Source organism: Exiguobacterium sp. HSB13 (assembly GCF_056764755.1).
This window is the reverse complement of the sequence record NZ_JBUZOM010000001.1, coordinates 580,846-603,934: the sequence shown is the minus strand read 5'-3', so window position 1 is coordinate 603,934 and position 23,089 is coordinate 580,846. Positions and strand designations below refer to the sequence as shown.

Below are 23,089 nucleotides of genomic sequence, written 5' to 3'. Positions count from 1 at the left end.
TTGTACAAATCGAACGTGATTTTTAACAATTAATTATTTATAATTCAATTATTAATTGATTTTAAATCCAAAAAAAATCACACTTCATCTTTAAAGAGCTCTTCTACAGTTGATTGGAGTGCATTTGCAAGTGCTATCGCTTGCTTCACATTCACTCCCTGCTTACCTCGCTCAATTTGACTTAATGTACTGAATGAAATACCCGCCTTATTCGCAATGAATTTTTGGCTATGACCTAATTCTTCTCTTCTAAGAATAAGTGCTAGTCTCGGGGTACTTTTCAAGTCTTTCACCTCCTTTACCAATTCCATACCCTTACATTAAATCAATTATTTATTGATGTCAACGATATTTATCATTTATTTATTTATTATTTTCGATTATTAGACGATTGTATCAATTTTAGATAGAATAAAGGGTGCAACTGATACTTCTCACCTTTACTCTATATTAAGGAGAGATTTGCAATGGATACGACTTATGGGGATGAGGTACATCAAATGAATACTATTGGTAAACGGATAAGTGAATTAGAGAGATTAAGTGGAATGACTGGAAAAGCCATTTCTGAAAAGATCGGTGTATCACCGCAACGTTACAGTGCGTGGAAAAAAGGTAAAAACGAACCCAGCTCAGAATATTTAGAAAAAATTGTAGATCTGCATGAGTCAACATTAGATTATGTGTATGGTAGAACAGATAATCCTAAAATGAGTTTACAAGAGTATAAAACTCATGAAATGGCAAAGTTAAATATTTTAAAATTCCATGGTCTTACTCAAGAAGATATCGAATCAATATCTAAAAAAGATTTTGATATGCTCATGGCCATGATAAAAACTATGAAGGAACAAAAGGAAAAAGGCGCTTCCGAATAAGGATGCGCCTTTTGTTATTTTAAATTAATCTTCATTTTACTTTGAGGTAGATCGTCAGCGCTCAAACTAAACGCGACTAGAGTTCCGTCTTCCAACTTTAGACTAACTGCAATTTTCCCTTTTTCTCTCATAATCGATTCTAGAGAACGTGTTTCTGGCTTTTGATGATGAATTGCAACTTCACCCATTAAACTACCTTCTTTCGCTAGTCCGAACAAAAATACGAACATTCATTCTTATTCCTTTCTTTATATTAAGACTATTTTCCAAACCTTACAAGACCTATTTGAAAAATTATATCACCTTGGTAAATATTTTCTCTCGACAAAAATGTCGAAATCTGTCGGACGAATCATTACAATCCTTTACTCTTTCTTAAAAGGAAAGTTATTCCTCTTGTCCTTAAATTGGTAAAATGAGTAAGTGTGACCTTTGGGAGGTGATATTCTTTATCTATTCAGTTTGTTGAGCAAGATGTTTTCTGTTTCTAAAATTGTAGTATCAAACTCAACATTGTTAGTTGGTTTAAACGCAAAAAAGACGTTGCCGTCAGCAACGTCCTACAAAGTATGTTTAAAATTTACCATTACGAAGAGCGTCGAACCAAGGACTTTGAGAAGTGTTATTCGGAAGATTATCTGATTTTTCATTCGCTCGCTGATCAAATTGATTTTGTGCTGCAGTACGAAAATCATTGAATCGCTTGTCGACTGATTCGCTATGTTGTTCAAAAGCTTTCTTCTCTTTCCTATAACGTTTCATCAAATTCATTTAGTTCACCCTTTTCGAAATAAATTGGAGGAAGTCATGTCAAAACCATCTAAGCAAAATTCTACTGGAACGCGTCAAGATCAACATAAACCTATGCAGCATTATCTTTACGCAGATATGGATTTCATTAATTCATTTCTCGCGCAAAACGGTAAAGGGCTGCATCTTACATCTCGTCAAACAAATTCTAACACAAATGGAAAGAAAGAAGATAGAAATAGTTCGCTAATCAAAGCCGAAGGAAATGCTCTAAAAAAAGGTAAGCCTACACTAGAGTTCGGCGCATTTGGTTCAAAATTAGGTGTAGGTGGCGATGAAAAGAGTAATGGGGAAGTGGCAGTTACAATCGAGGGCTTTGAACGAGGTGAAGACTCTCTTGTTTATACGGAGCAAGCAATAGAGGTCGCTTTACATGACTATGCAATTAAAATGTTCATTGAAACCGTCACTGAAATAACGAAAAGCTCTAATGGGCAGAGCGATTATTTCTTGGCGATAGATAGAGAATGGAACTTGCTTGATTACTCAGATACATTGTCAAAAAAACTAGATGCGTACGCTGAACTTTTTGAAACGGGATTAATTCAAGATGACGGTACAGCCTCTGATGTTATTAATACAATCTCACCACAAGCAAAAGCAGTTTTGAAAGTTATGAATTCAACTTTCCCAACACCTTACGCAATTAGAAGAAAGAACAAACACGGAGTACTAGATGAAAAATGGATGAGATATTCGATGAAATTTTTAGTCAATGATTTTGGTATGACACCTAAATTCAACGTTCTAGGAATTAAAACAACAAACAACAAAGTGGTTGTAAGTGATCAAATATTAAGCGACCCAAAAAAACTAATGAATAACGTATCACAATTTTTAGATCAAAGCTTCCTACCAGAAGTTACTGAAACTAATTCGGGAGATAATATGTTTAGACCGATTGTTATCTATAGAACATTAAATTAATTTTTGATTCCAAATCAGAGCATCCGATATCTGGATGCTCTTCTTGTACAATCTGTATTCTAGAGAAATTTAATTATTTTTACTAAGACAAAATAATCTTTTCAACCCTACACATTGACTGTACGAGCTGAGTATTACTACCGTACATTGCAAATGCGAGAAGCAACGGTAAGTAACATCTAATCATTTCGTTTTAAAGGAGCATTCAGATGCCATTAACCGAAGAAGAACGGAGTAGAAGATTTCAAGAAAAGTATGGTGTCCTCGACTTGCACACATCCTATGTGTCACTGTCCCAAACAGCGCCAGAACAGCTTGATGCGTTTAATGTAAGCTTACGAGGAGAAGCCGTATTGAATGTAGCAAAGTATAATGAACCGTTCGAGGTGAACTTCTCTGTCGGATTGAACGGATCGTTTCTGACACTAATCAAACAGATTTACTTCAATGTCGAATACAGAGACTTTAGCAATACGCTAGTCTATAATCAAATCGATCAACAGCGTATTGTTTCTCGAGAAGAAATAAAAGCACCTGTTAGTGCTGATGGAATTTTACAATTGAACGGTGAAATCCCTGAATTGATCGCCCCTACTAGAGGTTTTTTTACCGTTAGTTTTATATTTGAAATTGATGATCCTGAACTGGATGAAGATAATCCGACATTAATCGGATACAACATATGCCGAGTACCTGTTCAAGTTCCACCGAGTGACAAGAATGGTTAAAGCAACGGTACACTATCTCCACACTGCTACTACGAATGTTCCTCGAGAAAAAATGGAAAAACGAGCGCACCGAACTGGTATAAAAGTACGCTATGCGGCTAATAGTTTAGTTGCTTCAGGTCAAGAAGCTGAGCGCTCCACGGTTTCTAATTCTTCGCGAAGCGACTATACTGATATTAGGAGTAAAAGAACAAGAGTTGTCCTTGAACATTATCGTACTGACAACTTTCAACCATTAAGCGAGGCAGGAGGGAATACGACAATGAGTGATCAATTGGATCGGCAGCAAATTCAAGACATGATCGAAAAAAGCATCCAAAGTCAAAATGAAAAAATTGATTTGAAACTTGAAATCCTATCAAATAAATTAGAAGCTGGATTACAGTCTGTCGAAGCGAATTTATCACAAAAAATCGATTCTATGAACTCTGCCTTATCGCAAACACTCTTAGAAATTAAAAGTGAAAACGCCTTGATCAAAAAAGACATTGAATTGCAATCAGTAGATACCCAAGCATTGGTAACGAAAAGCTTTAACGATGCGAAAGATTTAATCAATAAAGAAAAAGAAATAGCCAGAGCTGAGAGAAAGTCCGACCGCAAGTATTTGATCACAACTGCAATTGCTACATGCGGTATTGTTTTGACGTTGTTAGTCAGATTGTTTATTTGATTCAAGCACCTTATGGGTGCTTTTTTTGTACAGCAATACCTTGGTTCACTTAGATCGAGGTTCTAAAGACATTTCGACAAACGTATCGACCTCTTCTATCGGTAGCAACTCACCGATCACATCGTCTCCATCCGTGACGAGGAGTCGCCCGGTCCCGGGTGCGCCGATAGAATATTCAATCCCCTCTTCCTCGTAGAACGAAATCATTCGTTCAAGTGCTGCGTCCATGTCTGTCGTTAAGTCAATTCCTATGATACTCACCTCTTTCTTTCATGTATGCAGTGTGTCTCTTAATGCTCTTCGTTGCTCTTCACTTAAATCATAAGCATCTGAAATCAGTCGTTCCCACGATCCCGGCACAGGTCGCTTCCCGTGCTCGACCGATGAGAGATACGACACTGAGACGTGTAAGGCATCCGACATGTCCTTAAGGATGTGGTCGTGGTCTACCCGCAGTTTCCGACAATATTTTCCGAATGGCGTAAGCAAATCGATCCCTCCATTTTCTGATAGGGTTTCTGTTGATCTGTCCTGATAAAATCATCATATCATTTCATTCGTTTCCCTCCCTAATTTTGTTAAAGATGTATATACTGGTAAAAGAGACGGTTCATTACCGTCTAAATCTTAAAAGTACTGAACGACCATAGAAACGGGTATGATAAGAGCACCCTCTCCGGTGCTTTTTTTGCACGTTAACAATCGAACGTACGTTCTAAAACGAAAAGAACTGGGGGCCATGACGATGGCAAATATCAAGAAGAACGCAAAAACAGGACTTTGGTGGGTCCGCCTCTCACTCGGTACCGACGAGTGCGGGAAACGAATCCAAGCCTACTACTCGAACAAACGGAAACAGGAGGTCGAGTTCTGGATCTCGGAACAAGTTGCTGCACGACGTGACGGTTCCATCCGGAAGATCATCAAGACGCGCACGATGGAAGAGCTCTTCGTCGTCTGGATGGATGATCATGTCCGACTGACGAAGGCGACGACGACCTATCACTCCTACCAATCGATCCTCAACCGCATCCCGAAGTGGTTCATGCAGCTAAAGGTCGACCGAGTTGAACCGACGCATGCCCAACGTCTCCTCGCCGACTGGCACCGAGAAGGCTTGAAGGCATCGACGATCAACTCGCGACGTGCCATCTTCGTCGGCATGTTCAGCTGGGCGATCCGGATGAACAATTACAAGGGAGCGAACCCGTTCTCTGCCGTCGCGAAGCTGAACGAAGGACTGAAAGAGATGGACACGTACGCCGTCGAGGAACTGGCGACGTATCTGCGGACGGCACGTGACGTGATGACGACCGGCAACTATGCTGCGGTCATGTTGATCAGCTATGCCGGACTGCGTGCCCGTGAGGCGACAGCGCTCCGGTGGTCGGACGTCGACTTCGATCGGATGGTCATCATGGTCAAACGGACGGCGATCGAGGTCAAGGGCGGCTATTCTTTCTCGAACACGAAAGGCAAGAAGGTCCGGGTCGTGACGATCTCGGCGCACGTCGCGGAAGAATTACGACGGATCCGGGTCGAGCAACGGTATGACAGTATGCGGATGGGTTGGCGGAACGACGAGGACTTGATCTGTCTCGGTGTCTCCGGTGCCTACCTCTGGCACTCGGGTCTACGAAGACGGCATATCGAGACGATCAAAGCTGCCGAACTCCCGAAGATCACCCTACACGGGCTACGCCATACGCACGCCTCGCTCCTGATGGAGATGGGCGTCCATGCCAAGGTCATCCAGGAACGACTCGGTCATGCCGATGCGACGTTGACGATGGACACGTACGCTCACGTATTGCACACTTTACAATCCGATACGGCGACGCAATTCGAACAGCTTTTGAAACGCAAAAAAACCGCTCAACAGAGCGGTTCGTGAGGAAATTCCCGATTTTCACACCAAGTGTGCAATAAGTGTGCAATGGAATTTCTGTAAGTGCTAGAAATGGCTTAAGACTGCGGTCTTTTACGGCGCAAACCATAATATTGGTAGAACTGAACTTCGATGTTCCCGTTATACAACTTCCGGCGCTTCGTCGCTGGACGACCGTACGCTTTTTCGAACTCAACATACGACGTGATCATATAGACGCTGTAGTATGGGAATTCTTTATACGCCGTACCAATCTTGCGGTACAACTGATGGACTTCACGTGCGTCTTCCAAACGTTCCCCGTACGGTGGGTTTCCGATGATGACACCGAAGTCTTCCTTCGGTTTGAAGTCTGCAGCGTCGCGTTGCATGACGTTGATCGCATCGCGAACGTCTGCAAGTTCTGCGTTCGTTTTCGCGAGCTTGACCATCTCTGGATCGACATCGCTTGCGTAGATCTTCAATGGTTTGTCCCATTCGGCTTTTTCGTTCGCTTCGTTGATCGCATCGAACCACGCCTTCTTCGGAATGCATTTCCATTCCTGTGAGACGAACTCACGGTTGATCCCTGGTGCGATATTACGCCCGATCATTGCTGCTTCGATCGCAAGCGTACCTGAACCGGTGAAGACGTCGTAGAGCGGCATATCCGGCTTCCAGTTCGTCAGCATCAGCATCGCTGCTGCCATCGTTTCTTTGAGTGGGGCTGCTGAGTGGAACTCACGGTATCCGCGTTTGTGCAACGCGTCGCCTGAAGTATCGATCGTCAATGTTGCGATGTCTTTTAACAAAGCGACTTCAATCGGATAACTCGCGCCTGTCTTCGGCAACCATTCCGTCCCTTTGTTGTACGCTTCTTGCATGTGCGAGACGATCGCTTTCTCGGTGATCTTCTGACAGTCACGGATCGAGAAGAGCTTCGACTTGACCGAACGACCGTTGACGATGAAGTTTGCATCCCACGGCATCAATTCGTGCCACGGCAGTGCCTTGACTTGATCGAACAATTTTTCGAATGTCGTCGCGCGGAATTCAGCGACGACGAGTTTGATCCGGTCCGCTGTCCGAAGCCACATGTTCAAACGGGGAATGTCCTCCATCTCACAATCGATGTAGACCTTTCCGTCCTCGACCGTACATTCATATCCTAACGCACGGACTTCTTTTGCGACGAGCGCTTCGATTCCCATCGCCGCTGTCGCGATGACTAAGCGTTTTGCCATATCGCGTTCACTCCTTTATCGTTTCTTCCACTGTATTGTTTCATTGCAATAAAAAAAGAGCCCAGGGTGGACCTGGACTCTCGTTCAACTTAAAAATAACAGCCTATGTGGTCCTGTAAGCCATGTTCTGTTCCTTAGTGTTCCAAACGGTTTGACCCTCACACGCAGGCGACAATCATCTATCTCCGTATTTGCATACGCTCTCCTTCGCGTTCAGTTCCGCTCCGGAAATTCCCCTACCAAATTTGGGTTTCTCGCTCGTGGGGTTTACCTCGTTCCACCTTCATGGTTTCCCATGAAGCTCCGTCACTGTGGCACCTTCAAGAAGTTTCGGCCATATCCGAAGACTTAGGCGTTCCTTCTGCCGTCAGCTTGACGCTGCCTACACTTATCTTTTTGTGTAGCACGATCACTACAGCCATCGCAGGCTGTGCGAGCATGGACTTTCCTCAAAGCACCGAAATGCCCCGCGATTGTCCGAACCAACATAGTCACTGCTTATGAGTGTAGCGTAGATGCCGCTTTCCTGCAAGAGGCAATTCTCGTTTTATAAACGAAAAAGTTGCGTCTCTGCCTCATTTCACGGTATAGTACAAGAGTTCAGAAGGGGGCATGTAGCATGAAAAAACGACGCTCTGGTACGAACCGGCGAACGGTTCGCAAGTTGACATTCCTGATCGAGATCGATGAGATCAAGGCACTTCATCTGCGAAACGGTATCTTCGCCTTCTATCGTCAAGGAGAGCTCATCCACGCGTTCGAGCCGTTCAACGTCAAGGCGCCCGATGCACTCTCAAAACGTAGCTATCATTTCGATCAACACGATATCTTGCTTATGAATGAACGTTTCCCTGAGCAAATCCCGTTGTATGATAATGCGATGACGTTACGCTCTTGGGCCGACCAGGTTGCTTATGGTTTATACCAATTGATCGATTCCAGTCGCCTGTCGTTCGTCCATGAGGATGACACAGGATACAAGATGGAAGCGATGATCACGTGGACTGGAGAGGCATTAACGCCTCCGACGCCCGTCTATAAAAAAGGAAAAGACCCGAAGTAATCTCCGGATCTCGTACAGCGTTTCTCACTAAGTGGGAGGCGCTTTTTTTATTTCACTGTCAGGAGTCGTTCAACGGTCCGCGTATGGCGTCCACCTGTCGTCGTAAAGACGAGCTTGTAAGACCCCTTGTCTTTTAACTTATACGTAAACTTATGCGTCCCGTTCGTTAAATTCGATTGCGTGAACGTCTTGACGACCTTCCCGTCCTTATAGAGACGTGTCGTCGTCTTCGCACTCGCGTACTCATCAAAATAGAATGAAAACAGCTGATTCGGCTTGACCGTTGACGGCAACGAAATCTTCGAGATCGGTGCTGGTAACGTCGCTAAGATTCCGGCGTTCAAGCGACCCGTTCCGTAATGCGACTTCGTATCGCCTGATTTTTTCGTCGCTGCAGCATATAACTTACTGCGCATCGTCGTATTCGAGACAAACGGATTCTTCGATTTCGCGAGCGCCAGTACACCACTGACGACTGGTGTCGCCATCGACGTTCCGTCCAAGTAGCCGTATTTGTTGCCGACGATCGTCGAGTAAACCCCTTCACCCGGCGCCATGATGTTAAGTCCTTTGCCGTAGTTCGAGAATGTCGAAGCGCGACCGAGTGTCCCGACCGATCCAACGGCAACGACTTGACTCATCGAGCCTGGGAAAAGAACTTTCCCTTTCCCGTCGTTTCCGGCTGCACCGACGACGAGGATGTTTTTCGCTTCTGCTTTTTTGATCGCAGACTCCATATATGGATCGTATTCATATTGTCCGAGCGACAGATTGATGACATCTGCACCCTGCTCGATTGCATACAAAATACCGTCGCCGATATCGATTGACCCGGCAAATTCTCCATCAAAGACGTCTGCCCCGATCAGTTTAACACCAGAAGCGACACCGACGATCCCTTGACCGTCTTCACGCGCCCCGACGATCCCCGCGACATGTGTGCCATGATCATCTGGTTTGCGAATCCCTGAAATCGTCGTCGTTTTATAGATGACATCCTTGAACTCGCGGTGTTTCGTATCGATCGCGTCATCGATGATCGCAACGCGAACGTCCGATTTCCCGCGACTATATTTCCAGTAAGCCGGAATCCGTGACTGATCGAGGTACGTTTGCTGGAACTGGGCAGAATCCGTCGCTTTTTTGACGTCCGTGATCGGAATCAAATCGGCGTCGATATCCTCTTCCTCGAGATGTGCAAGTGGCTCGACGAGCGAGAAGCCTTTTTGTTTCAAGGCACGAATCTCGGTCAGCCCCTGATTTGCCAACCATTCTTGTTTTTGTGGTTCTGTAAAGGTTGGGTCGTATTGTACATATTGAGACTGCGCGAAAGCAGACGTTGGCATGGCGACGATTGTCGCTAGCGTGAGTAGTGCAAGTTGCTTTTTCATGGGAACCCTGCCCTTCTCTGTTTACGCGCCGACCGAAGAATCGTTTGGACTAAAGCGGAACCGTACCGTCCGGTTCTTCGCTGACTTCAAAAGGAATGATCTTTCCGATCGTCACGTAAGCATAATAGCGTGCAAGGACCGCACGCCAACGCGTTGCATCGATACCCGTCAAATCTTCACCTAACGGGGAACCATCGAACGTCTCGAACTGTTGGCAAAAGAACGCTTCTTCTTCTTCATGCCACGTTACTTCTTCGCCGATGAACCCGGTCGAAAAGCGGACGAAGTCCGCAATCGAGGGTCCAATCACTTCTGCCGGCAAGCGTTCGCTCATCCGTCCGACCAGTTCATACCGGTCGCGTTGTGCTTGTTCCGCTTCTTCAATCGAATGACACAGCAGCACTTCACGATTTATTTCTACTAACACGACATAGTCACCACTCGGTAAATTGACGTGAATCATCCCTACACCCCTTGGATTGGATTCGTGCGGCTTCTAGGTGTCATTTTTTCTTCGATAATTTATAATGTCCATTTTCGATCAAACGTTAATTCAATCGGCTCGTTATCTTTCGACTTTAACATAACGACCCGTGTCGTTTCAATTTGATCGACGAGATCCGCTTGACGAAGCGACTGGATTTCTTTCGATGAACCGGCTTCAATACGGTCTCTGTACGGGGCAAGCAACTCTTGTTGATTGCTTGCAAGCGCGTACCAGGCAAGACGGGCGAACGGTTCATCCTTTGCTGTCTCGAGCGCATAGCTCTCGAAGATATCTGGAAGATAACTGCTAAATTGATCGAGCGCGTCGATTCGTTCAGCAACGTCGAGAATCGTCAACCAGCTCGGGAGCGACAGCAACGATTCACTTGACCACCAGTCGAGTAAATCGACATGTTCTTTAAGTAATTGCTGCGCTTCTGGTCGATCAATCATATGTTGTAGGGTCTGGATGAGTTCGTTCCAGGCAAGTGACCAGTATTCCTCTGACGGATTAGCTGAGAGGAAGAATTGACGATAGACCGTCAGTAGTTCCGAAACGTCCGTTAATGGTTCGACTTCCAATCGTTGATTAAAACGACTAACTGCTTTTGTAAAATAACTTGGTTCAAGCGTCAATGCCATATAGAGTAATTTCGGTGCATTTTTAATTTCGCCTTGATCGACCGTCTCGAATAATTCTTGGATCCATTCTGGTTGTGGTTGTGTCATAATCTTTTTCCTCCGTCTAGTAAATTTGTTTACTATACCCGAAAAAAGATTAGTTGAATCATGCCCACCTTAAATTGCTCCGATTCGTTTAGCGGTTTCCTCCGAACATAAGACGATCAGCGTTCCGTTTTTCGGAATCGTTTCGTCGAGACGTTGGTTCAAATCCAGCCGCTTCCCGTCGGACAGAATCGTCACCCCTTCTTCTAGCAAGGCATGAAACGCATCGCGGTATGTCGCCCACTCCGGTCGCGTAGGAATCGAGAACATCCCTTCACCGTCTTTCGTCAACAGATTCGTCACGACCTTCGTCACACCAGGATGATGGGACGCGAGGATCGCCATCCGGGCAATCGTCTCGTCACCAAGCAACACCTCATCGACCTTGACCTGTTCGAAGCTGTCGAGGTGTTCTTCAAGCATCATCTCGACGATCGTATAGATGTTCGGGTTCGCCCGTTCGATGCTTGAAGCGATCAACAGTGTCCGTCCGTCAGCATGGACCGGCGGAATCGAATGATCAGCGAGGACGATCGCGCGGACCGCTTTTTCGATGTGAGCTCGCTCAAGCGTCGACGTCAGTGCCGGATCACCACAGACGTAATGGAATCGGGGATGACTGAATGGCTCTCGCTCTAGGTCGTCAACGAGGACGACATCCGTATGTTCGAGCAATGACTCGATGACGTGCTTCGAACGCCGACTGTAACCGAAGACGACCGTATGTCCTGTTTCCTTCACTTGTAACAACCCTCTTTCCTTTTGATTACGAATCAACTGGACACCGTCGACCAGTTTTGAGATCAATCCACCGACGATCCCGATCCCGAAGATGAACACGAAAATCGTCAGAATCCGACCGGTATCCGAGTTCGGGAAGAAGTCACCGTATCCGACCGTGACGACGGTCGTCATCGTCCAGTAGACAGCGCGGAAGTAGGACCCGAACGTCTCCGGCTCAAGCGCATACATGATACCCGCGACACCGAAGACGAAGATCAACGACGCATATCCGAGCGTCCGCATCCGTAGAAACGAGACTTTTCGTAAAAAACGTAACCAGACCATGTTTTTTTCATTCCTTTCGAACAATCCGGTCTCTTCCCCTGTCAATAAGGGCGAAGGAGGTGATACACATGACACAAGCAGAAGAGATCAAGACGAGTCTCGTCATCGTCTTCGAGCGTAAGGACAAGGTGACAGCAAACGGTGATGCCGTCGTCGCTCGCCGCCGCTACAACGGCTTACGTTCGAATCTTCCAGCAGACGTCGTCGCTTCGATCGGGCAATCGATTGGCAGCTTACTCGACGGACGCTACGCGCTGACGGAAATCAGCCGTGACTACGCTTTACTGAAGGCATAACCCATCCTCTACATTTCATGAAAGGAGTGACCATTGATGGAACATACGATCGTCCTGACGTTCGATACGGTGACGAAAAAACCGTATCGCCTACGCATCGCTGGTGCAAAGGAGAATGCGACCGTGGCTGAGATTAAAGCAATCGGTGACTTGTTCGTCGCCCATGACCCGTTCATGAACGGTGTCACACGTCTCGCGTCCGCCGAATTGCAAAACAGTTCGGAATCGGCATTCGTTTTGTAAGCTTTTTCAGTCCATCGTCACGGGATTACGTGACGATGGCTTTTTTTTGGTATACTAGAAACATCAACCAGCTGAAAGGAAGTCAATTTATGGCCAAACGCCCACTCACTCCTCGCGAATGCGAACTCGTCGTCTGTAGTCTCTACGTAATGGAACTCATCCCGTTCGAAGGTATCATGGAACGTCTCGAATCCATTACGTTGCGAGACATCATCGGCCCCGTCGCACGTGGCGAATCGACGCGGGAGCAAGCTGCTGACGCGCTTGACCAGTACATCAAGGTTCGACGTCGCCGGTTCCGTAACGTTCCACCAGAGCATCTCTGGTCGCTTGACGACCGGATTGAACAGGAAGCACTGCGGATGATCCGCAAGCGCTCGCCACTCTCGGCAGGAGAAAAGCTTCAGCCGAAAGCCATTCCCCATGAAATGGGGGATACGGTCGAGATGAAAGTGACTGAAATCCAAGATCGCAACAACAAAGTGACCTTGATCGGAAAAGTCGGTAATGTCACGGCGAAGCTCCCGGTCGCGAACCGTCAAGCTTATAAGGGCAATAAGACGATCTCCGCCTGGATCACGGGTGTCGAGAAAAAACCTGCCTTACTTCATCTGTCGACATCCGACTACGGCAAACATCAGCCGTCAGAAGACGTCAAGGCAGCGTATGCGACTGCCGTCGCCGCGTTACGTCGCTATTTCGAGACGAACGAGCTCCCGACGACCGAAGAAGTCGACCTTGCAAAATCACTGTTCCAACGGATGATCCGCCGCGATCAGAACGATTGGTTCACGGTATACGTCGCGATGGGTCGCCCGCAACTCGATCACGTCCGGCGCTGGGTCAAGGTCATTCAGATGCTCGCCCGCTCCCTGCGCGGGGACGAGGAAGCAACACAACAACTCGCTTCGCAGGAAGATCGTTTCTTTAAGGATGCCTTGTTGCGTGCCTGTAAAGCAGCAGAGAAAAACTTCACGTCTTGATGCTTTCGCCTCACGACGTGTCGATTCCTAGTCAAAACGAAAAAAAGAACGCTTCGCACCGGATAACTTTTTCCGGTGCGAAGCGTTTTTTTAGGCAGACTGACGAGAAACAAGCTTGTAACAACCCCAGCCGAACAAGAAAATCGTCGTGATGCTACTGGCGATGACGACTACTGGTAAGACGATGGGTTGCCCAAATAGCGGTACAGCGAGGTAATCCTTAAACAATACGAACACCATCAATGACTGCCCTTGTGTCAGAAGGAGAAGTGACCGAATCGTTTCGCTAGCCATGATGCCTCCGACGAACTTCTCGAGCACGAACGGACTAATCAACCAGATTGATGCGAGTATCAGAACAGCGAGGACATGTCGGACGAGTAACGAGAACAATGTGAACGTCATGACTAATGAGATGCCGACCAGCCACTGCATCAAGATAGCGAGCAGATACAGTTGCCCGAATGTCAACGGGTATGGAGAATCATGATAGCTAAACTGAATCGGTAACTCCCATCCGCTCGACTGACGGAAAAATAAGAGCCACTGCACGATATTGTAAAAGAGGATGATGCCAGTGACCAGCAAGATCGATAAAGTTATTTTTGCCGTCAGGACATCTTTTCGACCGTGCTTTGAGCTATAGAGCAGTTGCAACACCCCAGTCTGCGCTTCTCGGGAGTAACTTGTTGCGGTCACTAACGTCAAGACAATCGCAAGTAACGCAAATCCACCAATGCCGAGAAACACAATGAATTGATCAAGTGTCTGGAAGTTACCAACCCGTTGATAATCGATCTTCGCAAGCAACGACGCTTCTTGTTCGAGTTTTCGTTTTTTAACGTCAGATATAGTAGAGCGCGCTTCCTGACGCAATTCGTCGATATATTGCGATTGCAATCGATGCGATCGCTCAGCCTTGAGAACCTGCAAATATATCCCGTATTCTTCCTGTTCTGCGTTCGTGATATCGTTCTTCATCAAACGCTTTTTCCCCTCTGTTGCCTGCTTTACGAAATCCCTTGTCAGCTTCCCTTCGAACGGTGCATTCGTCCGTTCCGTTCCAGGCAACCCCATCCGACCGAACGAAAAAATCAGACCGACGCTGAACACGAGGCACAGGAGAACCCACACCATCTTTTGTTGCTTTACCTTTTGCCATTCCACCTTCAATAACTCGCGTCTCATGTCAGCTCCCTCCTTTTAACAGATCGCATCATGAATACGTAAAGGGTGACGATCAGTACCATCCAAACGAGCATCACAAGAATCGGTAAGGCGAACGGTATGTCTGTCTGGAACAGTTCACGCGTCAGCACGCCGCGACTTGGGAAAAAGAAGATCAGCACTTGTACGAACTCTGGGAAGAACACGTCCGGAATGACGTAACCATACGTCAATGGTAAGCCGATCAAAATCATTACGTAAATGAAGGCGTGACTATACTGTTTCGCGAATAACGAGGCACATAAAATAGCTGTCGCTAGCGTCACAATGGCAAGTTCCTGATAAATGAACGTAGACAGTACATATCCACCAATCGATAATGGATACGGTGCTGCAGCAAGTCCGTCCATCGCTTGCATCGGTGCCGACCAATCGATCGGTCCAAGTTGATAACGAACAACCAAGATCGCCGCAAGATACGTCAACAGATGGGTCACCGTCACGTATGTAACGGCAGCTATCCATTTCGCACGTAATAAAGCTTCTCGTCCATTGCGCGACGTCAACTGATACTGCTCGACTCCGGTCATGCGTTCGCGTGTATAACTGATCGACAAGAGCAATAGTCCAATCAGCGGGAATAGGAGACCGGATTGATTAACGAACGTCGCCACGATTTCTGCCGAATCGTGATAACGAATCGATGATAGATTGATACTGCTGACGAACTTCTGCTCTAACGTATCGCTTTTTAAAACGTCGAGGCGTTGCTGCCGTTGAATTTGCGCTTCTTTCATATGTAAGATTCGGGCATAGATTTCATTCTTGTACAAGATGTCGTCTTCTTCTATTCTTGTTTCTGGATCATTGATAATGTTGCTATCCGCCTTAATCATCTGAAATACCTGTTTCGTCGCTGGTCCTTCGAAGGAAGAATAGCGGGACTTGACGACATGATCAATGGGTTCCACTAATGTCGGAAAGAAAAAGAGTCCCATCCCGATCAACAGCAACCAGACTGTCAGCGATTTATATAATTTGTAGGATTCAAATCGGAACATCGACATCAAGCGCCACGCATCCGTTCATCTAGGTGATAAAGATATAAATCTTCTAGTTGCGGCTCTTCCTGAATCGCATCTGGATGCGGTCGATCAGATGAGATGATCCGGACGCGGTTTTTACCAGACCGTGTTTGTTGAATGGCACCGATTTGATACATTTCCTGTAAGACAAGTAATGTCTCGTCTGATACATCGACGGACCAAATCGAAGTCGCGATTTCATCAAGCAAGGTATAGGGATTGGCTTGGCGGATGATCTTCCCTTGCTGCATCAGGATGATTTCCTTTGCAATCGACCCGACATCTGAGACGATGTGAGTCGACAGTAAGACGATTCGTTTTCGCGCGATCGTCGCGATGACGTTGCGAAAATGAATTCGTTCTTTTGGATCAAGTCCCGCTGTTGGTTCATCGATGATCAGAAAGTCCGGATCGTTTAACAATAGTTGTGCGATGCCGACGCGGCGCTTCATTCCACCTGAGAAGCGGCGCAGTTTTTGGTCTTTCTGTTCCAATAAATTCACATCCATCAGGGCTTGTTCGACACGAGATACGATGGCGGATTTAGGAACGCCCTTGACCGTTGCCAAATACGTTAAAAATTGCTTTGCCGTAAAATCACCGTAAATCGGTGTCTCTTGCGGCAAATACCCGATTCGTTCGCGGTACGTCTCTTCTAGCGGTGACACGACGTGACCGTCGACTCGAATCACCCCTTGCGATGGACGTAACAGTCCAGCAAGAATCTTCATCAACGTCGTCTTCCCTGCTCCATTTTCACCAAACAAGGCATACACTCCAGCTTCCAGCGTCAACGTGATCTCCTGCAACGCTTGTTTGCGATTCGAATAGATTTTCGATAACTGATCGATTTCTAGTTTCATATCATTCTGTCCTTTCAAAAAGACGCCATCCGGTTTCGGTATGACGTCTTTATTTCATTGAATCGCAAAATCATAGATTTGCGTTCCTTTTTTATGATTCGCATCTTTGATTTCACCTTGATACATCAGTTGCTCATTCTTCAGATCGATCACGGACACTTGGAATCCAGCGTTCGTCTCGGATGAGAGATAGAGCTGCATCTCGTCCGTCGAGTCTAGCCAATCGATTTTTTTCAAAACAAGCGGACTGCTTACGCTATGCTCGGATAATCGTTTCGTGTCCATGTCGAACATCGACCATTCGATTCGTTTTGTCTCTCCCTCCGGTAGGCGGAAGCCAACTAAATAACGACCGTTCGCATAGGGGGTATAACCGATTTGTTGCTGATTTAACTCCTTGATGGACCGAACGCTCTTCCCGTCATCGAGAAAATAAGATAGTTTGGTGTTCTCTTCATCGCTGTCAGACGGTTGTTCCGTGTAGACGACTTCATTTTGATAAATCGCTAAAAATTGACGAGCGTTTTTAGGCGCTACTGGTTTTTGAAGAACGATCTCTTCGACCCGGTCGCTTGTTAAATCGAGCACAAGTAGTTTTGTTTCCTTTGGCTGATCGACTCGATCGAGTTGGATATAAACCTTCATCGCCTGTTTATCGACGACACTGGCTTGTAAATCCCTCCCTGTCTCAAGTTTTGTATCATACTGAAATGTTTTCTCGAACATCTCCTCCGTCTTAAACGTAAACATTTTAAATTGCAGTTTATTGTGTTTGATCTGAATCGCATACTCCGATTGTTCATCGCCGCTGACATTCGTTTCCATTTGAGTCGTAAATTTATAATATTTGTCTGGTAAGTCCGTTATTTTATCTTCACGGAAAAGTTGCCCGACGTAAGAGTTTGATTGTTTTTCGATGTCTCCCTTGGCATTGACATCATAAACCGTTGAACGCATGCCTTTCGTCTGAAGACGTAAATTAAAATCTTCGATTTGTGAAGGTTTTCCACTGACGGTCTCGAGCGACAAGTCTGCGCCTTGGATCGACAGCGTATAGCCGATGTAGCTCCCGATTGTCATGAGAATGATCAATCCATAGATCAAAAGTTGACGATATCGTTTCATGAGATTTCTCCTTTAGACGGATAGGCGCGTCTGGACTAACCGCAGATTTTTGTACGACACATATAACGTCAAGAGCACGACGTATCCGAAATAAAATTGCATATGCAGCTGACTCAGGTTGCTCGAAATAGCTGACAATGCTACGCCTAAAACGATATAACCGCCAATCAGCGCAACCCCGTGTAATCCGACGAGCAAGAACGCTACTCCTCTTCGAAACGACCGCTCCAGTAATACTGTCATGAAGACGAACGAGATGACGATGAATGTCATCAGTAAAATAAATAAAATGTCAGTTGGGTACATCGTATAGAACAACTTCATGTAGAAGGAGTATTCGTTGATGCTGGCTGTAACTTGTTGAGCATCTGGCAATAGCCATAAGTAAAGATTGCGACTAAGCAACAATAAGACCCACTGAATCCCAATCAGACTAGTGACGACGAGAAGAACGGTCGTCAGTTTTGATGCAATAATCGCCCGGCGTGAACCAGGTAACAATAGCAATCTGTAGATGTATTTCGTCTCGCCCATCCAGTCGCGATACCAAATCCAAAACGCAAACAAGAGGATCATCCCCATCGCTAATACAATGATAGAATCGTAAAAATCCGTTGCCTGTGCGAAGGTCAACGCACCACCTGCTCGTGCAATCGCATCCATTTCTGATATCTGCTCAATCCGCATCGTTTTCTCGATCGTGCTTTGATAATCGTAAATCTGATAGAGCAGTGACGCGATTTCCGCGACGATCAAGCCTGAAATCAACAACACCAATAGTTTTGTACTTCGTTTCAGTTCTTCATTCGTTAATAACAACCAGCGTTTCATCCTTGATATACCTCCCGCATCCGGTCTTGGACCGATTGATGATGACGACCGCGCAGTTCATCCGTCTCTTTGACTTCGACGATCTGTCCGTCCCGTAAGAACAACACTCGGTCAATCACTTGCTCGACTTCAGCGATTTCGTGCGTCGTCATCAGGATGCTCCGTCCTTCCATGAACTCACTTGAGAAAATCCAGGCAATCTGTTCCTTCATGAAGAGATCGATTCCTGCGAGCGGTTCGTCGAGTAATATGTACGGTCGATCGAGGGCGAATCCTAAGACGAGATTGAACTTCGCTTTGTTCCCTTTTGATAAATTCGCCATTTTATCCGTCGCAAACAGTTGGAACGTCTGCAGCAGCCGTTCCGCTGTCTCTGGATTCCAGTCTGGATAATGATCTGCCATATACGCGAGCGCCTGACCAATCGTCATATAGCTCGGCATCGTCTGGAGATCAGGCACGAATGCGATCTGGTCGCGCGACGTTTTGCCGTCGACCGTCACCGTCCCGGCATCCACCGGAATCAGACCGAGAATCGCTTTTAAGATCGTTGACTTTCCTTCCCCGTTCAAGCCAATCAGACATGTCACTTCGTTTAGACCGACAGAGAACGTCACGTCACGTAAGACGTGCTTTTTTCGTCCGTATCGCTTTTGTAACCCCTTCACTTCAAGCACTAGACTTCCCCTCCTCAATTCCCACCATTGTATTAAGACAATAGTACATCTGTTAACTGTATGGTACATGCCATACAGTCTAGCGTCAACCTGTTTTTTCCTGAATATATCCAGAAAATGAAAAAGAATCGGACTACTACGTCCGACTCTCAGAATATAGACAACCTCTTATTTCGACATTGGAGCGACCCTGCAACGAAGTGAAGCGGCGCGATGCTTGTCCCAGGAAAACGATTCGAGATGAACAAAAAAAGTGCACGTTATCCTCACGACGTCTGATTCTTTCGATTTGTTGATCAAAAAAAGAGAGGACGCCCTGATGGACGCCCCCTCTGAACACGTGACTGGTGTTTCAATAAATATCAATCGTTGACTCCAGTGCCCGGCATGTCCGACGCACGGTCGGTAAGAAGTCGGTTCGTTTTGCGACACCGCCTTCAATCTGGACATGCTGAATGCCTTTTGTCCGCTGCATCGCTGTTAAGACGGTGACTAGCTCGATGAACCAATTCGAGATCAGTTCGACGACCTGTTCGTCAAAAGCGGCAGCGCCATACACATCATACCCGTTCTCGCAGAGATGGTTCGGGAAGCGGGCTTTGAACCGATGAATCAAAGTGTCCGTCGTCGGAATCAAAAATTCGTCGTAGACAACACGTTGCTCGGCATCAAGCGTTTGTTCTGTCACACCATCCATCATCAAATGTGGCTGATTGCCGATATTCAATGTCCAACTCGTCTTCTTTCGCTCGCCAGTGGAAGTGATCGTTCGCATGGTTTCATCCATCTCCTTTTGATGTGTAAGCGTTTACCTTCTCATTCTACCTGTCATTTGACCTGTTCTGCAACCGTCAACTTGACCAATTTAAACGATGACTTCGCTTGACATTTAGTCTACCAAATTCAACGCTTTTTGACGATGTCAGGAATTAACATCGTCCTTGTAAACGTAGACGGCAACGAGATCAATTAAGACATGGATGATGATCAGCGGCCAGAGTGTCTCGAGCGCTAGATACAAGTAGCCGAATCCCGCTCCGATCAGTCCTGTCACGAGAATCGCGAACCACCCTTGATAACGATGGGCAATCCCGAACAGGATCGCCCCGATCCAGACGAAGCTGACTTCAGAGAACGGTAAAAATAATCCAAGCGTATGGAAGAGAAACCCGCGATAGATCAACTCTTCCGTCACCCCTGCCATTAGCGCGACCATTTGGAACCCGGTTCGCTCCTCTTTCGTTCGCGGCAGAATCAGTCGCTCCGCCTCACTTTGATAGAGCGGCAATAAACGTTTGCGAAACGCTGGAACGGTCGCTGTCAAAAGCAAGACGATACAGAGAAAGACGATCAGTCCGATCGTCGCGTACCAGACTGGTCCACTTGGGACAAAAAACTTCAAGCCGATTTCCGGCAACATCGTGCCGCTAATCAGCGTTCCGCCGACGAGCAACAGACATAAAATCCCGCTCGACTGGACCATCGAGGGATAAAACTCCTTGCGGGGAACGATTGTCAAATCAACCGGACGGACCGCTGCGATGATCGAAAGGACGACGAGCAATCCGAGTAAAAACCCATTTACGAAGAGATACATGACTTCGACTCCTTTTTTGATTCCACACTCCCGTCACAGAAAGTGCTATTAGACCCTACTAAAATATGATACCATTCAGTGGAATCCTATACAGAGGAGAGAACAATATGCGAAAAGTTTTTCGAATCAGCATCTTGTTCGTACTGTTCGCCCTCATCGTCAGTAGCTTTATTTACTGGCAAAATCGGGAACGTGTTCAAAATGAAATGTATCGTACGTATTATGGACAGCATGGCGTACCTGCCGAGAACATCGACATCTACGAACAAGCCGCGGCACGTTACGGCATCGACTGGAAGCTACTCGCCTCCATTCATCGCGTCGAGACGATCTTCTCGAACTCGTCAGCGATGCAATCGTCCGTTGGCGCCATCGGTCCATTCCAATTCATGCCGAAAACATGGGTCGGTTGGGGATACGAAGGTGGCACGTCGCTCGGTGACATCGAGCATGACGGCATCGACGTCACGGATCCAAAATCTATCGAGAAGTATGGTGGTCTCGGAGTTGACGCGGACGGCGACGGGAAAGCCGATCCGACGAGTCTCGTCGACAGCGCCCACACAGCAGCAAAATATCTGAAACAACACGATGTCACAAAGACATCGGACCGAGACACGCTCGCGACAGCACTGTTTGAATACAATCGCAGTGAACAATATGTCTCTGACGTGCTTGCCCAATATGATCGTTACCAGCAACAAGTCGAGGCAATCGATGCGAACGACCTCGACCTCAAGAAGAAGACACTCGCGTTCTTCCTTCGCATCAGCTCACGTTTGACCAATTAAAAGGAGGCACCACCCATGACACCAGCCGATTCTTCCGAACTCTTGATTGAGGAATCGTCGATCCGCGTCCAGACGACGTTTGATCGAGACAAGACGAAACGCTATTTACGCAGCTATATCTTTGACGACATCGCAGAAGGAACGCACGTCGCCGCTTTAATCTACACACCACGGACGACGGACGCCTTTCTCTCTGGAACGACGACACAACGTGCGTACAATTTGATGAAGAAGTATGTCAGTGATCCTGTTAAACAGTATGACATCATCAGTTTGATGCCGGACCTGCTCGTCAGCGAGGATCTGCCGTTCGCGCAAGCGAGCTTCGATGAGACGAACTATGAGTTCGTTGCGAAGACACTTGCCGATGTCAAAGCGAAAAATGGCGTCGTCCTCTGTGGCTGGGGATCGCCTGGTCGCCTGATGCACCACCTGCCGGCATATGAGGAACTGTTTGATCAGTATGCCGACATCCTCTATTGCTCCGGCATCACGAACAAAGGTGAACCGAACCATCTGCGCTTGACGATGGACGATAGCCAGATGATCACGTACAACGACATGAAACAAAAAGCGAAAAAATTGCGTCGTAAATGACACAATAGACCCTTCCATAACGGAAAGGGTCTTTTTTTGAAACATTTTCCATCAGCTTCACGTATAATCAAAGTCTACATACTACATAGTAAAGAAGGTCATACGATGCCATTTTGGGATGAAGATTTACGAGAAGAAACGATGATTTCAGTCAAAGAAACAGACATCCAACGAATCGAGCAAGCCGTCAACGGTCGACTCCCCGCTCGTTATCTCGAACAAATCCGGGAACAAAACGGTGGGTCTCCAGAAGCTACTGCGGCGATGGTCGAGTTCGAGAATACATGGTCTGACAAAGAAACTGGATTACATCTCCCACTCAGCTCCATGATGGAATTAACATTCGAGCGGTACCTAGACGAATTGTCGGTCCTCCGGGAGTGGGACGTTGAAGGAAACGTCATGATGTTCGCGGACGGAGAAGGCAGTTATTTTTGGTACTTTAACTTTACGGAAGCTGCTGAGCCGACTATCTGGTGCCTCGATATTTCGGATGAGACGACCCATTTCGTCGCGTCGACCTATGATGAGTGGTTAACGAAGCTGAGCAGCGATGTTCCGGAAGAGACCGTCGAGTCAGATGTCGTATTTCTGACGCTACCTGAAATCAAGGATATTCTCCGTGGTGATGACGAAAATGAAAAACTCCTCGCCTACTCCCACTGGATGATTCTCGATGAAGAACAGGAAGAACTGATCGAAGCGTTCATGACACTGATCGAACGAAACGACCAGCCTGATTTCCTTGGCTCCTATGCGTATTACCTCATGGAAGTCTTGACGAACAACCCTGAGTTGTTAGAACAGAAACGAGCCGACGTCACGGCCTTGATTCTCAGCAAAGGTGACGATCTCGATGCAGAAGACTTACTATCTTGGATGGATGAAGAGGTAGACGAAGAGTTCTGACCTCAATCAAAAAGCCAGTATTCCTCGTCCATTCGGATGACGAATACTGGCTTTTTCGCATGCC

Annotated in this window: 30 protein-coding genes and 1 other RNA gene; 12 read left to right on the top strand and 19 right to left on the bottom strand. The window is 46.6% G+C overall.

Annotation, left to right across the window (positions count from 1 at the left end; genetic code table 11):
* Window positions 1–77: 77 nt before the first annotated feature.
* Entirely contained in the window at window positions 78–284 is a 207-nt protein-coding gene (locus ACZGCQ_RS03090) for a helix-turn-helix transcriptional regulator (RefSeq protein ID WP_481265363.1), read from the bottom strand.
* Between the two features lie 183 nt (window positions 285–467).
* Here ACZGCQ_RS03090 and ACZGCQ_RS03085 point away from each other — a divergent pair, with 183 nt between their 5' ends.
* Entirely contained in the window at window positions 468–878 is a 411-nt protein-coding gene (locus ACZGCQ_RS03085) for a helix-turn-helix domain-containing protein (RefSeq protein ID WP_481265362.1), read from the top strand.
* A gap of 14 nt (window positions 879–892) precedes the next feature.
* Here the strand turns inward: ACZGCQ_RS03085 and ACZGCQ_RS03080 are convergent, their stop codons facing one another.
* Together ACZGCQ_RS03080 and ACZGCQ_RS03075 are read right to left on the bottom strand one after the other, a co-directional pair.
* Entirely contained in the window at window positions 893–1,066 is a 174-nt protein-coding gene (locus tag ACZGCQ_RS03080) for a hypothetical protein (RefSeq protein ID WP_481265361.1), read from the bottom strand.
* A 385-nt stretch (window positions 1,067–1,451) separates the two neighbouring features.
* Window positions 1,452–1,649 carry a hypothetical protein gene (locus ACZGCQ_RS03075; protein ID WP_481265360.1) on the bottom strand — a complete coding sequence of 66 codons (198 nt, stop codon included), beginning with the start codon at window positions 1,647–1,649 and terminating at the stop codon, window positions 1,452–1,454.
* A gap of 36 nt (window positions 1,650–1,685) precedes the next feature.
* Between ACZGCQ_RS03075 and ACZGCQ_RS03070 the strand changes: the two genes are divergently transcribed.
* The 3 genes from ACZGCQ_RS03070 to ACZGCQ_RS03060 all read left to right on the top strand — a co-directional run bounded on the left by ACZGCQ_RS03070 (window position 1,686) and on the right by ACZGCQ_RS03060 (window position 4,016).
* A complete protein-coding gene (locus tag ACZGCQ_RS03070) occupies window positions 1,686–2,615 on the top strand; it encodes a hypothetical protein (RefSeq protein WP_481265359.1) in 930 nt (309 codons plus the stop codon).
* Window positions 2,616–2,824: 209 nt separating this feature from the next.
* A complete protein-coding gene (locus tag ACZGCQ_RS03065; protein ID WP_481265358.1) occupies window positions 2,825–3,343 on the top strand; it encodes a hypothetical protein in 519 nt (172 codons plus the stop codon).
* Window positions 3,336–4,016: a hypothetical protein gene (locus ACZGCQ_RS03060; RefSeq protein WP_481265357.1), complete on the top strand. Its 681-nt coding sequence runs from the start codon at window positions 3,336–3,338 to the stop codon at window positions 4,014–4,016. The genes ACZGCQ_RS03065 and ACZGCQ_RS03060 overlap by 8 nt, the downstream gene beginning before the upstream one ends.
* 45 nt (window positions 4,017–4,061) lie before the next feature.
* Here ACZGCQ_RS03060 and ACZGCQ_RS03055 read toward each other — a convergent pair whose 3' ends face one another.
* Window positions 4,062–4,277, bottom strand: coding sequence for a hypothetical protein (locus ACZGCQ_RS03055; RefSeq protein WP_481265356.1), 216 nt, complete (start codon window positions 4,275–4,277; stop codon window positions 4,062–4,064).
* A 9-nt stretch (window positions 4,278–4,286) separates the two neighbouring features.
* Window positions 4,287–4,505 carry a helix-turn-helix domain-containing protein gene (locus ACZGCQ_RS03050; protein WP_481265355.1) on the bottom strand — a complete coding sequence of 73 codons (219 nt, stop codon included), beginning with the start codon at window positions 4,503–4,505 and terminating at the stop codon, window positions 4,287–4,289.
* 256 nt (window positions 4,506–4,761) lie between these two features.
* Here ACZGCQ_RS03050 and ACZGCQ_RS03045 point away from each other — a divergent pair, with 256 nt between their 5' ends.
* Window positions 4,762–5,910: a tyrosine-type recombinase/integrase gene (locus tag ACZGCQ_RS03045; protein ID WP_481265354.1), complete on the top strand. Its 1,149-nt coding sequence runs from the start codon at window positions 4,762–4,764 to the stop codon at window positions 5,908–5,910.
* A gap of 71 nt (window positions 5,911–5,981) precedes the next feature.
* Here ACZGCQ_RS03045 and ACZGCQ_RS03040 read toward each other — a convergent pair whose 3' ends face one another.
* Together ACZGCQ_RS03040 and rnpB are read right to left on the bottom strand one after the other, a co-directional pair.
* The gene (locus tag ACZGCQ_RS03040) at window positions 5,982–7,127 is read right to left on the bottom strand and encodes a THUMP domain-containing class I SAM-dependent RNA methyltransferase (RefSeq protein WP_214855602.1); all 1,146 of its coding nucleotides are present in this window, start codon (window positions 7,125–7,127) and stop codon (window positions 5,982–5,984) included.
* 111 nt (window positions 7,128–7,238) lie between these two features.
* Window positions 7,239–7,612: RNase P RNA component class B (gene rnpB / locus ACZGCQ_RS03035), an RNA gene on the bottom strand.
* A gap of 134 nt (window positions 7,613–7,746) precedes the next feature.
* Between rnpB and ACZGCQ_RS03030 the strand changes: the two genes are divergently transcribed.
* Window positions 7,747–8,190 carry a hypothetical protein gene (locus ACZGCQ_RS03030; protein WP_041255063.1) on the top strand — a complete coding sequence of 148 codons (444 nt, stop codon included), beginning with the start codon at window positions 7,747–7,749 and terminating at the stop codon, window positions 8,188–8,190.
* 47 nt (window positions 8,191–8,237) lie between these two features.
* Here ACZGCQ_RS03030 and ACZGCQ_RS03025 read toward each other — a convergent pair whose 3' ends face one another.
* The 4 genes from ACZGCQ_RS03025 to ACZGCQ_RS03010 all read right to left on the bottom strand — a co-directional run bounded on the left by ACZGCQ_RS03025 (window position 8,238) and on the right by ACZGCQ_RS03010 (window position 11,861).
* Complete coding sequence (locus tag ACZGCQ_RS03025; protein ID WP_481265353.1) at window positions 8,238–9,581, bottom strand: S8 family peptidase; 1,344 nt, start codon at window positions 9,579–9,581, stop codon at window positions 8,238–8,240.
* A gap of 49 nt (window positions 9,582–9,630) precedes the next feature.
* Window positions 9,631–10,044 (bottom strand): hypothetical protein, encoded by a 414-nt coding sequence (locus ACZGCQ_RS03020; RefSeq protein ID WP_023467922.1) that lies wholly within the window; start codon window positions 10,042–10,044, stop codon window positions 9,631–9,633.
* A gap of 59 nt (window positions 10,045–10,103) precedes the next feature.
* Window positions 10,104–10,796: a hypothetical protein gene (locus ACZGCQ_RS03015; protein ID WP_029341394.1), complete on the bottom strand. Its 693-nt coding sequence runs from the start codon at window positions 10,794–10,796 to the stop codon at window positions 10,104–10,106.
* A 69-nt stretch (window positions 10,797–10,865) separates the two neighbouring features.
* Window positions 10,866–11,861 (bottom strand): potassium channel family protein, encoded by a 996-nt coding sequence (locus ACZGCQ_RS03010; protein ID WP_481265352.1) that lies wholly within the window; start codon window positions 11,859–11,861, stop codon window positions 10,866–10,868.
* A 68-nt stretch (window positions 11,862–11,929) separates the two neighbouring features.
* Between ACZGCQ_RS03010 and ACZGCQ_RS03005 the strand changes: the two genes are divergently transcribed.
* The 3 genes from ACZGCQ_RS03005 (at window position 11,930) to ACZGCQ_RS02995 (ending at window position 13,383) form a co-directional block, all read left to right on the top strand.
* Entirely contained in the window at window positions 11,930–12,157 is a 228-nt protein-coding gene (locus tag ACZGCQ_RS03005) for a DUF1659 domain-containing protein (RefSeq protein WP_023467919.1), read from the top strand.
* Window positions 12,158–12,193: 36 nt separating this feature from the next.
* Window positions 12,194–12,400 (top strand): DUF2922 family protein, encoded by a 207-nt coding sequence (locus tag ACZGCQ_RS03000; RefSeq protein ID WP_029341392.1) that lies wholly within the window; start codon window positions 12,194–12,196, stop codon window positions 12,398–12,400.
* 89 nt (window positions 12,401–12,489) lie between these two features.
* On the top strand, window positions 12,490–13,383 hold the full coding sequence (locus ACZGCQ_RS02995; RefSeq protein WP_023467917.1) for a hypothetical protein: 894 nt from the start codon (window positions 12,490–12,492) through the stop codon (window positions 13,381–13,383).
* 90 nt (window positions 13,384–13,473) lie between these two features.
* On the opposite strand, the gene ACZGCQ_RS02990 is transcribed toward ACZGCQ_RS02995, so the two are convergent.
* From ACZGCQ_RS02990 to ACZGCQ_RS02955, 8 genes are all read right to left on the bottom strand, one after another.
* Window positions 13,474–14,571, bottom strand: coding sequence for an ABC transporter permease subunit (locus tag ACZGCQ_RS02990; protein WP_481265351.1), 1,098 nt, complete (start codon window positions 14,569–14,571; stop codon window positions 13,474–13,476).
* The gene (locus tag ACZGCQ_RS02985) at window positions 14,568–15,611 is read right to left on the bottom strand and encodes a hypothetical protein (protein ID WP_481265350.1); all 1,044 of its coding nucleotides are present in this window, start codon (window positions 15,609–15,611) and stop codon (window positions 14,568–14,570) included. Before ACZGCQ_RS02985 ends, ACZGCQ_RS02990 begins: the two co-directional genes overlap by 4 nt.
* Before the next feature lie 5 nt (window positions 15,612–15,616).
* On the bottom strand, window positions 15,617–16,498 hold the full coding sequence (locus ACZGCQ_RS02980) for an ATP-binding cassette domain-containing protein (RefSeq protein WP_481265349.1): 882 nt from the start codon (window positions 16,496–16,498) through the stop codon (window positions 15,617–15,619).
* A gap of 54 nt (window positions 16,499–16,552) precedes the next feature.
* Window positions 16,553–17,623 carry a hypothetical protein gene (locus tag ACZGCQ_RS02975; protein ID WP_481265348.1) on the bottom strand — a complete coding sequence of 357 codons (1,071 nt, stop codon included), beginning with the start codon at window positions 17,621–17,623 and terminating at the stop codon, window positions 16,553–16,555.
* A 12-nt stretch (window positions 17,624–17,635) separates the two neighbouring features.
* Entirely contained in the window at window positions 17,636–18,454 is an 819-nt protein-coding gene (locus ACZGCQ_RS02970; RefSeq protein WP_481265347.1) for a hypothetical protein, read from the bottom strand.
* Window positions 18,451–19,131 (bottom strand): ABC transporter ATP-binding protein, encoded by a 681-nt coding sequence (locus tag ACZGCQ_RS02965; protein WP_481265346.1) that lies wholly within the window; start codon window positions 19,129–19,131, stop codon window positions 18,451–18,453. The genes ACZGCQ_RS02970 and ACZGCQ_RS02965 overlap by 4 nt, the downstream gene beginning before the upstream one ends.
* Before the next feature lie 352 nt (window positions 19,132–19,483).
* The gene (locus ACZGCQ_RS02960; RefSeq protein WP_231681706.1) at window positions 19,484–19,918 is read right to left on the bottom strand and encodes a hypothetical protein; all 435 of its coding nucleotides are present in this window, start codon (window positions 19,916–19,918) and stop codon (window positions 19,484–19,486) included.
* Between the two features lie 135 nt (window positions 19,919–20,053).
* Entirely contained in the window at window positions 20,054–20,728 is a 675-nt protein-coding gene (locus tag ACZGCQ_RS02955) for a CPBP family intramembrane glutamic endopeptidase (RefSeq protein ID WP_481265345.1), read from the bottom strand.
* Between the two features lie 107 nt (window positions 20,729–20,835).
* On the opposite strand from ACZGCQ_RS02955, the gene ACZGCQ_RS02950 reads away from it, so the two are divergent.
* From ACZGCQ_RS02950 to ACZGCQ_RS02940, 3 genes are all read left to right on the top strand, one after another.
* Window positions 20,836–21,519, top strand: a complete 684-nt coding sequence (locus ACZGCQ_RS02950) for a lytic transglycosylase domain-containing protein (RefSeq protein WP_481265344.1) — start codon at window positions 20,836–20,838, stop codon at window positions 21,517–21,519.
* 15 nt (window positions 21,520–21,534) lie between these two features.
* Window positions 21,535–22,116: a DUF1643 domain-containing protein gene (locus ACZGCQ_RS02945; protein ID WP_481265343.1), complete on the top strand. Its 582-nt coding sequence runs from the start codon at window positions 21,535–21,537 to the stop codon at window positions 22,114–22,116.
* 105 nt (window positions 22,117–22,221) lie between these two features.
* Complete coding sequence (locus tag ACZGCQ_RS02940; RefSeq protein ID WP_481265342.1) at window positions 22,222–23,025, top strand: SMI1/KNR4 family protein; 804 nt, start codon at window positions 22,222–22,224, stop codon at window positions 23,023–23,025.
* Window positions 23,026–23,089: the final 64 nt, after the last annotated feature.